The 15,290-nt window shown below is 66.0% G+C and carries 11 protein-coding genes; 7 read left to right on the forward strand and 4 right to left on the reverse strand.

From position 1 onward, the window contains the following. Window positions 1–196: 196 nt before the first annotated feature. The 4 genes from LD110_RS04265 to LD110_RS04280 all read left to right on the forward strand — a co-directional run bounded on the left by LD110_RS04265 (window position 197) and on the right by LD110_RS04280 (window position 7,597). Window positions 197–1,087 (forward strand): hypothetical protein, encoded by an 891-nt coding sequence (locus LD110_RS04265; RefSeq protein WP_225496629.1) that lies wholly within the window; start codon window positions 197–199, stop codon window positions 1,085–1,087. A gap of 41 nt (window positions 1,088–1,128) precedes the next feature. After that, on the forward strand, window positions 1,129–3,414 hold the full coding sequence (locus LD110_RS04270) for a hypothetical protein (protein ID WP_225496630.1): 2,286 nt from the start codon (window positions 1,129–1,131) through the stop codon (window positions 3,412–3,414). 98 nt (window positions 3,415–3,512) lie between these two features. Then, window positions 3,513–7,007, forward strand: a complete 3,495-nt coding sequence (locus LD110_RS04275) for a hypothetical protein (RefSeq protein ID WP_225496632.1) — start codon at window positions 3,513–3,515, stop codon at window positions 7,005–7,007. A 77-nt stretch (window positions 7,008–7,084) separates the two neighbouring features. Then, window positions 7,085–7,597, forward strand: coding sequence for a hypothetical protein (locus tag LD110_RS04280; protein WP_225496634.1), 513 nt, complete (start codon window positions 7,085–7,087; stop codon window positions 7,595–7,597). A 106-nt stretch (window positions 7,598–7,703) separates the two neighbouring features. Here LD110_RS04280 and LD110_RS04285 read toward each other — a convergent pair whose 3' ends face one another. Together LD110_RS04285 and LD110_RS04290 are read right to left on the reverse strand one after the other, a co-directional pair. Continuing rightward, complete coding sequence (locus LD110_RS04285; protein WP_225496636.1) at window positions 7,704–8,168, reverse strand: hypothetical protein; 465 nt, start codon at window positions 8,166–8,168, stop codon at window positions 7,704–7,706. 129 nt (window positions 8,169–8,297) lie between these two features. Beyond that, window positions 8,298–8,792 (reverse strand): hypothetical protein, encoded by a 495-nt coding sequence (locus LD110_RS04290; protein WP_056387692.1) that lies wholly within the window; start codon window positions 8,790–8,792, stop codon window positions 8,298–8,300. Between the two features lie 682 nt (window positions 8,793–9,474). Between LD110_RS04290 and LD110_RS04295 the strand changes: the two genes are divergently transcribed. From LD110_RS04295 to LD110_RS04305, 3 genes are all read left to right on the forward strand, one after another. After that, window positions 9,475–9,810, forward strand: coding sequence for a hypothetical protein (locus tag LD110_RS04295; protein ID WP_225496637.1), 336 nt, complete (start codon window positions 9,475–9,477; stop codon window positions 9,808–9,810). Continuing rightward, window positions 9,788–10,117: a hypothetical protein gene (locus tag LD110_RS04300; RefSeq protein ID WP_374200299.1), complete on the forward strand. Its 330-nt coding sequence runs from the start codon at window positions 9,788–9,790 to the stop codon at window positions 10,115–10,117. Before LD110_RS04295 ends, LD110_RS04300 begins: the two co-directional genes overlap by 23 nt. A gap of 137 nt (window positions 10,118–10,254) precedes the next feature. Beyond that, a complete protein-coding gene (locus tag LD110_RS04305) occupies window positions 10,255–10,485 on the forward strand; it encodes a hypothetical protein (protein ID WP_225496638.1) in 231 nt (76 codons plus the stop codon). A 10-nt stretch (window positions 10,486–10,495) separates the two neighbouring features. Here LD110_RS04305 and LD110_RS04310 read toward each other — a convergent pair whose 3' ends face one another. Together LD110_RS04310 and LD110_RS04315 are read right to left on the reverse strand one after the other, a co-directional pair. Further along, complete coding sequence (locus tag LD110_RS04310) at window positions 10,496–12,265, reverse strand: recombinase family protein (RefSeq protein WP_225496640.1); 1,770 nt, start codon at window positions 12,263–12,265, stop codon at window positions 10,496–10,498. Between the two features lie 186 nt (window positions 12,266–12,451). Further along, entirely contained in the window at window positions 12,452–15,115 is a 2,664-nt protein-coding gene (locus tag LD110_RS04315) for a UvrD-helicase domain-containing protein (protein ID WP_225496643.1), read from the reverse strand. Window positions 15,116–15,290: the final 175 nt, after the last annotated feature.

A 15,290-nucleotide genomic window follows, 5' to 3' on the forward strand; every position in this document is an offset into this window, starting at 1 on the left:
ATCAGCACGCCACGGCACCGCCCGACGGCATCGGATGGCACGTCCGAGTCCGTTGGGCGGTGCCATTCTTGCGTCAGTCACGCTCGATTCGATAGGTCTATCTAAGGTAGAGTAGTCATGTATCCCTCGTCTATGAGGGCATTCGGACAGGCGCAGACAAATCAGTGGTGGCAGCAGGGAGAGATTCATGGCGAAGATGTCGTACAAGGTGCCGACGAGCCTCAACAGGTCGTTCCTCGACCACGAGATCACGCTCAGCAAGGGCGGCTGGGCGGCCAAGGCCTCCCCCATCAAGCAGCTGTTCTTCTTCGGCGGGGGCGCGCTGGCGCTGCTGTGGGCGGTGACGCAGACCTTCGTGGCGAGCTCGGGTCCGGTGTTCATCACGCTCTTCGTCATCTGGGGCCTGGCACTGATCGTCTACTTCGGCGGCATGACCAAGACCAAGGAGCTGCGGGCGATGAACGTGCCCGCCCTGCTGGCGTACGCCCCGCCCCGGGCACGAAACGTCTTCACCCGCCGCAGCTCGGACCCGAGCGACTTCTACGCGATCGTCGGCATCGACGGCATCGAGGAGGACGGCCGGATCCACTTCTCCGACGGCGGTGAGGGGCAGGTCTACCTGGTCGTCGGCTCAGCGTCATACCTGCTCTTCGACGAGGACCGCATCGGCATCCTGGACCGGGTCGACGCCTTCTGGCGCAAGATCGACACGAACTGCGAGTGGTCCTTCGTCACCACGAAGGAGCCGCAGCGGATTTACCACCAGGTGGCCGAGCTCGAGCACCGCAACCACGCCCTCGAGGTCCGCGACCCTGACCTGATCGAGCTGCAGAACGAGCAGTATGACATCCTCACGCAGCACGTCGGTGGCAAGTTCACCTCGATCCACCAGTACCTGCTGCTCAAGGGCAAGAGCGCTGACGCTCTGCGCCGCGCGCACATGGTGCTGCAGTCCGAGGTCGAGGGGTCCGCGCTGATGATCAAGGAGGCTACGGTCCTCGACCGCGAGGAGACCGAGCCGATGCTGCGGGTCTTCTACCAGGGCATCGAGGACGACCTGCACTCTCTCAAGGCCTCACTGAACTGACCGGGCCGAGCTGGACGAACAAAGGAAGGACGAAGGGTGACATGGCGCTGATGACGAAGGCCCGCGCGCAGCTGGGCATTCCGGGGAAGAAGCCCCGGGGCGGGGACGCGACGGCCGTGCCGGGCGTGGATGAACTGGAGGCCGCTCTCGACGGCGATCCCGGCACGGGTGGGACGGCGGAGCCGTCCGAGGTGACCGCGTCGGCGGTCACCGCTGAGCCGGCCGAGGTGGCCGAGCCGAAGAAGAACTGGTGGCAGCGCCGCCAGGAGATGAAGAAGCTGGAGGGGCGGTTCGACTCGTATCCGCACCTGCTGGCGCTCAAGCCTCGGGAGAAGTACGTCTTCCGCTCCGACTACTTCGAGGTCGACGGTTTGGTAGCGTGCGTGCTCGCGTTCTTCCACGACGACGCCGCGCACGACAACTTCGCCGCGTTCTGGGGCATCGACCGGATCCCGGACGGGCTCGACGAGCGCGTCACCGCGGTCGTCCTGGAGCAGGTGCGCCGGATGGACGAGAAGTGGGTGGATTCGTTCACCAAGCAGTCGGAGAAGCTCGACCGCCTTGACGCGAACGAGCAGGAGGAGACCGGCACGACCTCCTCCAAGCGCAAGGCCGCCAAGATCTCCTCCGACCTGGAGGTCACCATCGGCGAGATCCAGGACGGCGCGAGCTACCTGTCGGTGCACAACCGCCTGTTTCTCAAGGCTCCGGACCTGGAGACGCTGGACGACTCGGTCGACCGCGTCACGCGCCTGTACATCGACCGCTTCGGCACGCTGAAGGCTGCGGCGTACGCCGGCGAGCAGCGCCAGGAACTCTCGGGCCTGTTCAAGAACAACGAGAAGAAGCGCGGCAAGGGCTTTCACTTCACCTCGACCGAGCTCGCGGGTTCGTACTCGCTGGTGACTAACGGCCTGAACGACAGGGGCGGCGAGTACGTCGGCTACATGGTCGGCGACGTCAACAACTCGGCCGTACTCATGGACGTGAACCGGTACGAGCACCACGTTGTCGTGGCAGACGCGACCCTGAGCGAGTACCTGGATCGCCAGCGTGTGTCGAACATGTGGTGCTCGAAGATCTCGCAGGCCTGCATGCTCGGCAACGGCTCGGTGGTCCACCTCGTGCTGGACGGGGCGGACCTGGACAAGCTGGGCCCGAACTTCGAGCGGCTGACCTCGCGCGTGGACCTGAACCGCGGTGACGTCAATCCCTTCGAGCTGTTCGGCGACGAGGACGACGAACTGACGGTCTTCGCCGCGCAGATGGAGAAGCTCAAGCTGATGTTTGAGCAGCTCTACGAGACCACGGACGGGGCAATCGGCTCGATCATCCGCTCCGCGCTGGAGGACACGGCGACCGACTTCTACGTCGAGCAGGGCATGTGGCGGCATAACGCCAAGGACCAGCGGCACCGCCTGCGCGTGGTCAACATCCCGCACCAGCAGGTGCCGCGGCTGCAGATGTTCGTCTCGTACCTCGACACCGCGCACAAGGCCCTGCTGAACTCAAGCAAGACCGACCCCGACCAGCTGCGCGCGTACAACGTGCTGCGCGGCATCGCGAACACGATGCTCAGCACGAACGGCGACCTGTTCAACAACCACACGGCATCGGCCGTGGACGGGGTCCGGGATGCCCGGCGCGTGGTCTACGACTTCTCGCGGCTGATGCGCCGCGGCAAGGGCGTGGCCATGGCCCAGCTGGTCAACATCGTCGGCTTCGCCGTCGGCAAGCTCGGGCTCGGGGACACCGTGGTGATCCACGGCACCGAGCAGATTGACGACCGCGTCAAGAAGTACCTGCGCGACCAGTTCGACCACATGCACGAGCGCGGCGGCCGCGTGGTCTACAGCTACAACGACGTCGACAAGATGCTCGCGGACTCGGACTTCAACAAGTTCGACGCCGCGGACTACACGCTCTTCGGGCCGATGCGCGACCGCACGGTGGCGGAGTACCAGAAGCAGCTGCACCAGCAGATCCCGCCGGACCTCGCCCAGCTCATCACGACCAAGGGCGAGAACCTTACCTACCTGCGCCGGGACGTGTCGAACGTGGTCTTCCACCTCGACCTCGCGCTGGGGATCAACCCCTTCCGCGAGGCCCAGCGCAGGCAGGTTCGCCTGGAGGCCGCCAAGGCCGACGAGGCGGCCCGGATGGACCAGCTGATGAAGGACAAGCCGGCACCCGGCGCGAAGCTCACCAGCGCCCGCCAGAGCGTCGAGTCCGAGGAGGACCGCTCTGAGGACCAGGTGGGGCGGGCCGACCGCAGGAAGGCCATGAAGAAGGCCGGGACCGCCCCGCGGAAGCTGGGCAAGTCATGACGGCCATCACGGACACGACAGACAGGAAGGGAAAGATGAACGGGACCATCACGCTCGCGGCGCGGGCTCGGGCCGCGGCGACTGCCCGGGGCGGGCTGGTGCGCGTCCTGGCTCTGTCGCTGCTCGTGGCACTGGTTGTGCCGCTGCTGATGACGGTGTTCGCGCCGTCGGCGCACGCTGCCGACGACGAGGACCGCGACAATTACTCGCTGTACCAGCTGGCGTCGAATGCCTCGACGTACTTCAGTCAGGAGAACTCCCCCGAAGGCAAGGACAAGCCTGAGGATCGGATGAACGAGGACTGGCGGGCGATCACCGCCGACCCGGCGACGGGCGGCGACATGCTCGGCTACGCCGACTCCGAATTCAGCCTCTTCAATGTAGTCGGCTGGCTCTTCGCCGAGGCGACGGGCTCCACGCAGACCATCGGGTACGACACGCTGAATGCGACAGTCAGCGGCAGCGGCAAGAACGTCTACTCCGGCATGGTGGACTACGCCCACTTCGGCGCGGCCAACGCCGACCTCGGCCTGGACACGATGTCCTCGGGCATCGGTGGACAGATCCTGTCGCTCATCGGCGGCGGCGCGATCTGGCTGCTCTACGCGATGGCGCTGGCCGTGGGCACGCTGTTCTATCTCATCATCCAGCTGCTGAAGGTGCTGAACCCGTTCATGTGGTTCTACCAGGCGGTCGCAGGCGTCGCGGACTCCGGCGGCAATACGAACAGCGCGCACCAGCAGGACCTCGCCGACGGGATGACCGGTGGCCAGGCCGGCGGCGGTGCCCTGGCGGGCCTGCAGCACTGGATCGCAAGCTGGTACGGCCTGCTGCAGTCCATCGCCTGGGAGGCGCTGGTCCCGCTCTTCATCGGGTTTCTGATTATTGGCCTGGTGCTGTTCAAGAAGATGGACCGCGGCTCGGCGATCAAGAAGCTCGTCGTGCGCGTCGTCTTCATTGGCGTGGGCCTTCCGCTGATGGGTTCGATGTACACCGGCGTCCTGGACAAGTTCGATGACTCGCTGCTGGGCCAGCACGCCGGCCCGACCCGTGTGGTGCTCTCCACGTACGTGGACTTCGAAGCCTGGATGATGAACGACCGTCTCGGCGTTCCCGATGAGGCCGTTATCGCCTGGGACAACGGCCAGGCAAGCAACAACGCGATGATGTCGGTGCGCACGACGGCACTGGCGATCAACAAGCAGGCGCACGGTTCGACCTTCCGCGACATCAGCGTGGGCCCCGGTGCGACCAATGCCGAGACGGCCTGGAAGAACAGCCTGGTGGGCATGGAGGGCAGCCCGGCGGGTGACTTCAACGCCGCGGGCGAGACCTTCGGCATGCTCAACAGCTACATCTCGGGCCAGATTACATCGGCGTCGGACTTCGAGTCGGGCATCAAGAGCGCGATTACCAACCTGCCGGTCAACAGCGACGTGAAGAAGGAGTGGTTCATCGACAAGAAGTCCTACGGTGACAGCGACAACTTCGGCGGGCACGGCGAGTCGGACTACATCCCGACCAACCACCCGGTGCTGGCGGCCGGCGGCAAGGGCCTGACCTCCTCGAACCCGGGCGGGAACACGACGAGCTTCTCGACCCAGGGCACCAAGCACGGCTGCGGATTCTCAGTCTGGGCGGACAACGCCCCGGTCTCCTGCAACATGTCGGCGCTGTCGGCGTACAACTACCTGAACACCGGCTTCGGCCCCGACTCGATGACGATGTATAGCTCGAACAACGTCACCAGCGGCCTGACCCGCGAGGACCACATGGCGGTCAGCCAGGTCGGCACGGGCCCGGCGAAGTTCATGTACTGGCAGAACGCCGGCGTCGTGTTGGGCAGCATGGTCTTGCTCGGCTTCTGGTACGCCATCGGCATGCTGGTGGGCGCGGTCAAGCGCACCTTCAGCCTCGTGGCCGCGGTGCCGTTCGCCACGCTGGGCGCGATCGCCGCGATCAGCAAGGTGATCGTCTACTCCGTCGCACTGATCCTCGAGGTGCTGGTGACGCTGTTCATCTACCAGTTCGTCTCGGAGCTGCTGATCTCCATCCCGGACATCATCTCCGGACCGGTGTCGGCCTGGATGTCCCAGGACGGCCTGTGGGGCTCAGGCATGCTCGGCGGGATCATCGTAGTCATCCTGACCCTGATCTCCTCGCTGCTGATCATCGGCATCACCTTGGCGCTCCTGCGGGTGCGCAAGGTCGTGCTGCAGGCGATGGACGAGGTGTTCACCAAGCTCGTGGACAAGTTCCTCGAGACCAACACCGCACCGAAGCCGGACAAGAGCGGCATGCTTCCCGCGCTGGCTGCGGGAGCCGGGGCCGGAGCGGGCATGGCCATGGGTAACAAGCTCGCCTCCGGCGTAGGCGGCAAGCTCGGCGGCAGCGGGGCCACGAAGCCCGGCGGCACCCCCGGTGGCGGCAAGGGCTCGTCGACCAACGCCGGCGGCCTGAACGGTGAGCAGAAGTCGCTTGCTGCCGGGAAGGGTGCACTGGCCCTGGCCGCCGGTCCGAACGACGGTCCGGAAGCCGGCCCCGACGGCGGCAGCCCCGCCGGTCCCGGTCCGGTTCCCGGCGGTGGTGGTGACAGCGGCGGCCGCGGCCCGTCCGCTGGTGGTCCCGAGGGTCCCGGCGACAAGGGCGGTCCTCTGCAGCTCACGGGCGGCAAGGCGGGGAGCTCCCGCTCCGACAAGGAGACTGCTCAGACCCTGAGCGGCAAGGGCGGCCTGTCAAACCTCGGCTACAGCACCGGCCAGGGTCCCTCCTCGCGGGGCGGCCAGGCCATCGGCGGCCAGACGAGCTTCGGGCTCGGCGGCGTGCAGGGTGCTCCTGGTACCGGGCAGCCGGGCCATGGCCAGGGCCAGGGCCAGGGCCAGAAGCGGGACGGGCTCACGGGCGGCACCGATAGCGGTGCGCACACCAGCCGTGGCCGCAAGGCGGACGCCGGCCAGTCGGCACCGACGCAGTTCGGCACCGGACAGCAGGCGGCTCCGGCCTCCTCGGGCCAGGGCCCGCGCTTCAGCGCTGGTACCGGCGGGCCCGCGCAGGTGAACCCCGTCGTCGCAGCGGTCCCGGGGATTCCGGACACCCGGGCGACGCGGGCCGCCGAAGGCCAGCAGCCGCAGGCCAAGGTTGGTTCCGGCTCCCGTGCTGTGCAGGCGGGACCGGGTGTCCCGCAGGCCAGCGGCAGTCAGCGCCGCAGCCCGCAGGCTCCGGCCCAGGCTCCGACCGGCCAGGGCAGTGCCCACCGGGCTCCGGTCCAGCCCCGCACCGGCGCTCCGGCGCAGGCGCAGGGCCAGTCCGGTCAGCGTCCGCAGGCCCCGGCTCCTGCTTCTGCTCCTACCCAGCCCCGTGTCGGTGGCCGGGTTACCGGAGGCGCTCAGGGCAGCCAGGGTGTCCAGCCGACTCCACGCAGCGGACGTCGATCGGCACCGGCGGCTCAGGCTCCGAAGGCTTCGGCTCCCACCCCGGCTCCGAAGCCGTCGCAGCAGGCTCCGGCCCAGCCGCGACGGACGGCGGATCCGGCTCCGAAGCGCACGGACGGTCCCGTGTCGCGGAGGAAGCCGGCTGAGGACCCGAAGAACTGATCGTTGGTGATGAGGGCGGCGCACTCCGACAAGGGGTGCGCCGCCCTTTGCTTGCCACGGGGGAAAGGATGGAACGGATGAATCTGCGAGGCAAGGCGCGCGACGAGTTTCCGCTGGGCTGGTGGCACTCGGGGCGCTGGTGGCTCGAGGGAGCGCGCGAGCTGGCGGTGAACTGCCTGGCCGCGTTGGCTGCTGTGTTCTTCCTGCGCGAGGCGCTGCGGCTGGTCCGCGATCGCGACAGCCCCGCTGATCTGGCGCGCCGGCGGGTGCCGACGGAGGGCTGGGTGGCCGGGCTCCTGCTCGGGTGCATGGCTTTGGGTAGTTCAACGGCCCTAGCGGCCGTGGCGGCACAGACGGGCTCCTCTGAACGGGGGCTGGTCCAGGCGGCGGTCCTCATCGCCATCTTGTGGTGGCTGGCCAACGTGGTCGTTTCAGTAACCGCGCTTGCGGTGCTGGCCAGGTCGCGGGTCCGGCATCGGGACACCTGGGCCGAGATCGATTTCGTCGAGACACATGCGCCAAAGTACGGACGACCGCCGGAGACGATCGAGGAGTACCGGGCTCTGCGCCTGAAGGGCGGACGGCTGTAGGGCATATACGGGACTGCCAGCCAGTCAGACACAAGAAGACCCCGTGGACGTGATGTCCACGGGGTCTTCTTTTCCCGTCGGGCGGCAGTCGTACTGGAGCACCGGCCTAATCCCTCCGGGGGCCCTTGTCGAAGATCCGCGAGATGCGGTCGATTCCCTCGGCGCTGAAGATGTCCGATACGGCACCGGCGGTCCCGCTGCGCGGCCGCTCAGAGCGCAGGGTGAGCTTGGCGTACCCCCTGGTCGGCCGGGACTCGATGACGTAGACGATCTCATGCGAGACGAAGGCCGAAGTGGCCGAGTCCGGCTTCTTCTGGTGGGTGAGCACCCGGAAGCCGGCCCGGGTGCCGATGTAGTCGAAGAAGCGTGTGAGTTTCTCCTCCTCGAGCTGCCGCCGCTCCCCCGCGTTGCGGCCGGAGACTTCGATCAGCTGGATGTGCGTGCAGTCGACATCGTCCGTCGGCCGGCGGATGTCGTCGAAATCCCAGGTGGCTCTTGCTGCGCGCAGCTGCTCGTCGCTGGGGTACGCCACCCGCTCCTTGTAGTACCTGATCGGTCCGATGAGCGTCATGCCCGGCCTCCTGCATCCTGTCTGGCGCGCGGACGCATCCCGGGAGAGAAAAGGCAGAGCCCCGCGGACGCGTGGTCCACGGGGCTCCGGTGCTGCAGGTCGATCGGGGCAGTCAAGGGGTCAGCCTCCTCAGCCGCAGTACTTGGTCTTGACGGCCTTGCCCTGCTCGCTGTCGACGGGCACGAGCACGACGTCGTTGACGCCGTTGGAGAAGACGAACTCCATGGTCGACTTGTCCTTGCCGAAGCTGATCGAGCCGGTCTCGGTGGTGCTGCGGCCAGCCTCGGTCCAGTCCACGGAGGACTTGGACTCGTTGATCTTGCCGGTGCCGCGGACGGTGTAGGCGTCCTTGAGCTCACCCTTCGCCGCGGCCGCCTTCGGGTCGTCGAGGACGGAGTTGATGGAGTGGCAGGCGAGGTCCTGGCGGCTCGCGGTGTCGAAGTAGGTGATCTGATCACCGTCCACGACCACGATGTCGCCGTTCTGTCCTTCCGAGGTGGCGAAGTACCGCCCGTCCCCGCCGGAGCTGCTGCAGCCGCTGAGCACGAGCGCGGCGCATGCCAGGGCCGCAGCGGTCGCGGCCAGCTTCGTCCGCGTCACGTGTGCGGTCCTGGTGATGTCCATGGTCGTCTTGTCCTTCTGGTCGGTCCTGTCGTCCTGGCTCTGTGTCCAGGCAATGAGTGTTCGGAAGGTCCAGCGTCTCGGCTCCACAGTTCAGAACTGTTTCCCCGAGCCCCCGTTCCCAGGCCACGCCCGGGAGCCGAAGCTGGACTATCCACGCCCGCCTGGACGGACGATCTGCTCAGCCGGGGCTGAGCAGAATTTCCACTCGTATACCTGTTTTCTCTACCAGTATGGCAGACCACGTACCACCTGTACCACCTTGCACATGTCAGTCAGGAGATGACAGGGACAACTCCAGACACAGGGAGCAGCACGCGGATCCCTGCGCGGAGAACGCCTGCAGGACCGCTGCGTCGTGTCCGGTGTGCCACTCGGACCCGTCGGGGCCGGGGGTTACACCGCACGCAGGGAGGAGGTGACCGGGTGTGGAGTAGAGGTGGTGGACGGTGCAGGGGGCAGAAGCAGCTGGCATGTCCCCATTGTCGGGCACACTGCGCCGTTTTGTGCCGAGCCGGCAGCGGACCGGGATCAGTCCATTGCGGGCGTTGGCGGTGCCCTTTCATAGCTTGGTGCCCAGGGGATCGAAGAACAGGACCAAAGGTGATTCCCGGGAGAGAGGCGGCCGGCCGTAGTCGCCATCTTTATGGGTCGTCTATTCGAATATATGTTCTAAGGTTGTGTTATGTCCTCCGAAGAGTTCGCCGCTGCGCTGCAAGCGCAGTATGCGCGGCGGGCCGGCCCGATCGGGCTGACCGCGGAAGAGCTCGACTTCGAACACTTCCCGGCCAAGAACGGGTATCCCGGAATCCCTGTCAAGGCATGGATCCGGTTCCCGAACTGCGCGGAACTGGTGGACGGCGAGGTCTTCGCCTGGACAGCGAAAGCGGTCGAAGTGACGTGGAAGGACGGGCCGGTGACGTATCGGACCTGGGTGTGGAGTTCGGCGGTTACCCGCCGGGAAGAAATGATGAACAGGAATCTTGGAGAGCGGACCCGTGGCAGCAACAGCATCAAATAGCAAACCTCTGGATGCTCCGGTGGAGGTCCGCTTCACCGCGAAGGGGGTTCCCCTGGCCGTAAGGCATGACGGCAGGATCTGGGCCGTGGCCGCGGAACCTGTGCACTGGTTCACTCGCACCGACTGGTGGAACACCGCCAAGCGGGCACCGGTGGGCTGCGGCGACCTGATCAGCGTCGAACACTGGCAGGTCCAGGTCCGGCTGACGTCCACTTCGGCGCTGCGAACCTTCGAGCTGCGCCGCGACCCTTTGTCCGAGCAGTGGCTGCTGGCCGGGATCAGCGACGCCGGGGCTGCCGCGGCCTGAGCCCGCTTCATCTCGTCGACTCATCCCCGAGCGTGACAATTCGACTCGTTATCAGATTCCATTCGATTGATCCTCTGACTCATTAGTTGATAGAGTGCCGATAGGCATTCAAGCACAGCTATCTGAGGCAGGCAGTCATGGCAGGACAGGTCACCATCGCTGAACGCGGTGTGGCTTCGTCTGCCTCTGCCTCCCCGCGCAGGCCAGTGCAGATCTCGGCGGCAGCTGCGGCCGCGATCGCCGTCCGCCCGATCCCGGTGGAGGCCATACAGGCCGGAGCTGCCGTGGCGGCCTCGGTGGCCATCCGGCGGGCGGAGGCAGCTGAGGCTGCCAGGCCCGCGCGCTTGGCTCGCCGTCGGGCTGCCTAGTCCCCGAGAGTCAGCTCCAGGACTGGCGTGAGCCCTTGACCCCGTGCTTGTTGCGGCGGTGGCTGGGCAGCCCGGGCAAAGGGAATTCCTCACCGCACTCAGGACACGGCACTGGCTGCGGGTGCGCGTAGTTCATGTGGTGGCGAAGGTTGTTCCGGTAGCGGAACGTCCGAGGTTCTTCGCACTTGGGGCACTGGTAGCTGCCGTTCGAGGGCATGAGAGAGTACCCGCCCCCGCGGCGGGGCTCCTGGTCGTCCGCTTCACCGAGATACCAGAAGCCGATCCGGCTCAGGTTCGTGCCCTGAGAGCCGAACATCCCCTTGACCGACCCGCGCTTTCCGTCGTCGGCGTAGACCACGACCTTGCGGAGGAAGGCCCTGATGATGGACTTCTGTTCCGTCTCGGAGAGCTCGAGGAACTCGGCCCCGCTGATGTCGGGGATCGCCCTCGGTCGCCCCTCGGCCTTCTCCGAGATCCGCATCTCGATCTGACCCTTGAGGGCCTCCTCCTCACCGATGCGGTTCAGCAGTGCCGACATCGCGCTGGCCGGCGCGGTGTTGATCTGGGCCCGCAGGATCAGGATGGAGTCCCCCAGGGCATCAGCCTGTTCGTGGAGCTCGGACAACTCCGAGCTCGCGCTCCCTTCCGCGGCCTGGTTCAGCCTCTCGGCCTGCAGCTCCATCACCTCGGGGCTGTCGAGCGATCCGGCGACGACGTCGCGGATGAAGCGCTCCAGGGCTTCCCTGTTGATTGCAACGCCGGGGCAGTCAGCGCCGCGCATCCGTCCGTTGCACACGTACGATCCCGACTCACCCATTGACCTGTTGCTGGTCATCTTGGTGCCGCAGCCGGCGCAGTAGACGAGGCCGACCAGGGGAAGGCCTCCGGCGCGGGCCCGGGTCCGCTTGAGCGGTTGGGGCTTCATCAGCAGGCGCAGGGTTTCCCACTCGGCCTCCGTGCAGACCGCCTCATGACTCTTGACCGGACGCCCATCCTTGTCGATGACGATCTTGCGCGTGTCGCGGAAGTCTGGACCTGGGCCGCCGCTGCGTCCATCGGCCTTCGCCGTGAGGGAGTTGTATCCGGCCAGGAGCGGATGGCGCAGTAGCGAGGCGACGGCGCGGTATTGGAATGGCCGGCCCTCGCGGTTGGTCAGGCCCTGCTGGTTGAGCTCCCGGACGATCTCGGCGACGGAGAGTCCGTCAAGCCGCCATTCGACGATGCGGCGGACGGTCTTGCTCTCCTCCGGGTGCAGCTTCAGCGTCTTCACGCCGTCGGCGTTGCGCTGCTCGGGCCGCATCCAGCCGTACGGGGCAGGGCCGTTCCAGCCGCCCTTCTGGCGGATGTTCTCGGCGGTGCGCTTCAGCCGCTTGCTCGTGGTCGCCGCCTCGGTCTCCGCCAGGCCGCCGAGGACGGAGATCAGCAGGATGGTGTCGGGCGATCGAGGGGCGAACACGCGGTCATGGGTGTAGATCGTGACGTTGTGGCGGTTGCAGGTGTCGACGATGCGGGCGGTGTCCATCAACCGCCGTGCCAGTCGGTCAAGGTCCCGGACGTAGAGCGCCTTGACGTCGCCTTCGGCGAGGACCCCTTCGAGGCGGTCGCGCTCGGGGCGGTGCCGGTCACGGTAGGCACTGACGACTTCTTCGAAGATGTCGTGCTTGGCGACCGTGTGGTGGAGCTTCCGGCTCTCCGCCATGATCCAGGCACGCTGGTCGACGAGCGACGCGTTGCCCTCGGTGGGGTCTTTGGACCTGCGGATATAGGCAACGGCTCGCACCCGTAAAGCATACATTTTTAAGGGTGGTGACCCGCGTGGTCTGCGTATCGGTGTGATGATGGCCTCTGCAAGTGCTGCATTCCGCAAGGCTCGGCTTGGCCGACCACGTGGGGTGGACTCGTCAGTCGGCCAAAATATCGCGAAGCGTAGAACCTGTGCCTCGGAACATGGCAGGCATCCTAGTCCCTAACTATCAGCGAGTTTCATCGTTCCTTTGCAGGTCGGGTACCCGGCGCAGCCGAAGAACCGGCCGTAGGGCCCTTTGCGTTCCCTCATCGTGTGTTTCTTGCATTTCGGGCAGACCACTGGGGTGATGTCGTCGCCTGTCGCGGATCGGATCTTGACGACACGATCTCCGACCAGCTCGAGGAGGAACGCTGATTCCCTACCGGCGCGCGTGACCAGGAGCGCTGAGCGCTTGGCACGGGTCAGTGCGACATAGAACAGGCGTCGTTCTTCTGCGTGTGGGTAGGAGTCAGGGGCGGACATGGCCAGTTGCAGGAGAGCATCATCCTCGACAATGCTGGGGAATCCGTTCCTCTCAAGGCCGAGCACAACGACGTAGTCTGCCTCCTTTCCTTTCGAGGCGTGCACGGTGTTGAACTCGATGGTCAGGTTGGCGTATCTCGCTTCCAGCGCCGAGGTGACATCGTCCTTGGACCGGGAGTACCGGCCGAGCAGCAGCACAGTGGCTGGCTCAGTGAGCTCTGAGTCAAGGGTTGTCAGGTGCTGCCGGACGGCCGATCCGTAGTGGCTGCGCTCCCGTACACTGACCGCGCATACGGTCTCGCCAGCTTCCGGCGCTGACGATCGGACGTTCTTGGAGATTTGATTGGGGTTTTTCATCACGAACCCACCTGCGACATCGCACAGGGACTGCGGGGACCGGAAGGTGCGGTCCAGCCAGATGGTGGACGCTGTCCCGAACCAATTATCGAAGCGGGTCATCACACTGAGGTCTGAGCCCGCGAACCTGTTGATCGACTGCCAGTCGTCGCCGACCGCGTAAAGGTAGTTTCCAGGAGTCTTCATCAGCGCCCTCACCAGCGCCGCACGGGCAGAGCTGGTGTCCTGCATCTCGTCGACCATGACGAGCCGGTACGGACTCGTCCACCGGCCCGACTCGACGTGATCGGTTGCGAGATTCAGCATGTCCTCGAAATCGATCTGGCCCGCGGCTCGGAGCTGACGGTCCCATTCGGCGAGGATGACGCCGTACAGACGTGTGAAGAGCCTGGCCCGCAAGGTTCGGCCGGCCCGCTGCGTCAGCACGTCAGGGGTGAGGCGGTTGCCCTTCGCGTGTGCCATGAAGGACCGCATCAGCGCCACCATCGCCTGGTCGCTGATAGGCGGCTCGCCGGGTGCCTCCCTGTAGGGATCTTCCTCGAGTTGGATTCCGTGCCGGCGGAGCTCCTGCTCCAGGTGCTCGAACCCGGACCCGTCCCGGATGGTTGCCGAGGTCGTCTCGATAAGCCTTGTGCTGTATCGAGTGTGGGTCTGCCGCCGCCACGCCATGCTCTCGGCATACCCGTCAAAATGTGGCGGCGGGTTGCCGTCTGAACCGAGCGCCCAGTGCTCATGCCAGACGTCGATGTCCGGATAGTAGAAGTCCGGCTGGTACTGCCGGTGGTGCGCGTCCGCAACGTCGTGCGCGTAGGGTCGCTCGTATTCATATCGGACGCCGTTGAGGAAGAGCCAGTTGGCAATCATCACCTCTTCCTGGCTCTTGACGACCTCACCAGCGAGAGTGCCGAAGCCGTTAATACCGGTGTTCCTGTCCCACCTCTCAGGCTCCTCTTCATCCCCGAGGTCCGGCAGCTGCCTGCCGAACACGAGCCGGAAAAGGTCCCAGTCACGCCGGAAGGCCGGGTCCCGGTCACGGAGCCCATCAACGATCGCCGCGAGCCGCCCGATCCCGTTGCCATTGGTGATGTCATCGGGAACCGAAGGTTTTCGGCCGGTCGCTTCACCGACGACTCGCAGTCCGAAGGCGTGAAAGGTGCTCGACGCTACCGACGCACCCTCATCGCCGAGGCGGGTGACAAGCCGCTCCGAGAGCTCACCGGCTGCCTTCTTGTTGAATGCGAGGGCGAGGATCTCCGTCGGCTGGGCGATGTCGCGCCGGATCGCATACCCGGCGCGGGCTACCATCGTCGACGTCTTCCCGGAGCCCGCGGCCGCGATAACACGCACCCGGTTGTCGAAGCAGACCGTCGCCCTCGTCTGCTCGTCTGTCAGTGGGGACTTCTCGACGTTGCGGAAGAAGTCCGCCAACTCGTTTTTCTCCCACTCCAGGAACGCCTCGTTCCTCTGGGCAGCCCACTTTGGCAAGTCAGTGGTGCGGCAGGCGTCGACTGCGGCACGCTGGTCCTCACGTTTACCCTTGGGAAGCCCGGAGAGCCTCGGATCGCTGTCTACAGCCAGCCACACAGCGACGTCCGGACGGGAGCCCTGGAGCGCGGCGATCGTGTCCTGGTCCGCCCACCGTAGTCGGTCCATCACATCCCGGACCCGGGACCACCACAGGCTGGCCGCCTCGCCCTGCTCCTCAGCCTTTGAGAGCAGGGCGGCGAGATGCCGTTGCTCATCGAGCTCGGAGTGGTACGCAGCGGCGACCTCACGCACCGCGCGACGAGACAGCCCGTTGAGCACCGTCTCCGTCCCGTGGGCGAGAGTGACGATGAGCTGCCCTGAGCCTTCATCGACTGCGAGTCCAAGGACGTCGATGACATCAACGCCCACCTCCCGGGGGATTCCGCAGACGCGCAGGCGGCCCTCACGGATCGACAGCACCCATGACCCGGCACCTCTGAACGCGCGTGCCCACCAACCCGGCTTCCACTCCGTCATGCTTCCCCCGACTCACACATGTTCAAAAGGAGGCCATTTGCCCTCTTTCCACGGTATCAGCGAGAAATTGTGTGTCGTCGAGTGCGTTCACCGGTTCGTGCTGTCCGCAGGTACTGGACTCGGCGGGCTTGCCCGTCAAACCTCCGATGGCATGGTGGAGGCGGACCTCCACATC

This window comes from Arthrobacter sp. M4 (genome assembly GCF_020251205.1).
GTDB lineage: Bacteria > Actinomycetota > Actinomycetes > Actinomycetales > Micrococcaceae > Arthrobacter.

Bases quoted from the DNA above. Each gene is read 5' to 3' on its own strand.
- LD110_RS04265 (WP_225496629.1), top strand. From the start codon at position 197: ATGTCGTACAAGGTGCCGACGAGCCTCAACAGGTCGTTCCTCGACCAC.
- LD110_RS04270 (WP_225496630.1), top strand. From the start codon at position 1,129: ATGGCGCTGATGACGAAGGCCCGCGCGCAGCTGGGCATTCCGGGGAAG.
- LD110_RS04280 (WP_225496634.1), top strand. From the start codon at position 7,085: ATGAATCTGCGAGGCAAGGCGCGCGACGAGTTTCCGCTGGGCTGGTGG.
- LD110_RS04285 (WP_225496636.1), bottom strand. From the start codon at position 8,168: ATGACGCTCATCGGACCGATCAGGTACTACAAGGAGCGGGTGGCGTAC.
- LD110_RS04290 (WP_056387692.1), bottom strand. From the start codon at position 8,792: ATGGACATCACCAGGACCGCACACGTGACGCGGACGAAGCTGGCCGCG.
- LD110_RS04295 (WP_225496637.1), top strand. From the start codon at position 9,475: ATGTCCTCCGAAGAGTTCGCCGCTGCGCTGCAAGCGCAGTATGCGCGG.
- LD110_RS04305 (WP_225496638.1), top strand. From the start codon at position 10,255: ATGGCAGGACAGGTCACCATCGCTGAACGCGGTGTGGCTTCGTCTGCC.
- LD110_RS04315 (WP_225496643.1), bottom strand. From the start codon at position 15,115: ATGACGGAGTGGAAGCCGGGTTGGTGGGCACGCGCGTTCAGAGGTGCC.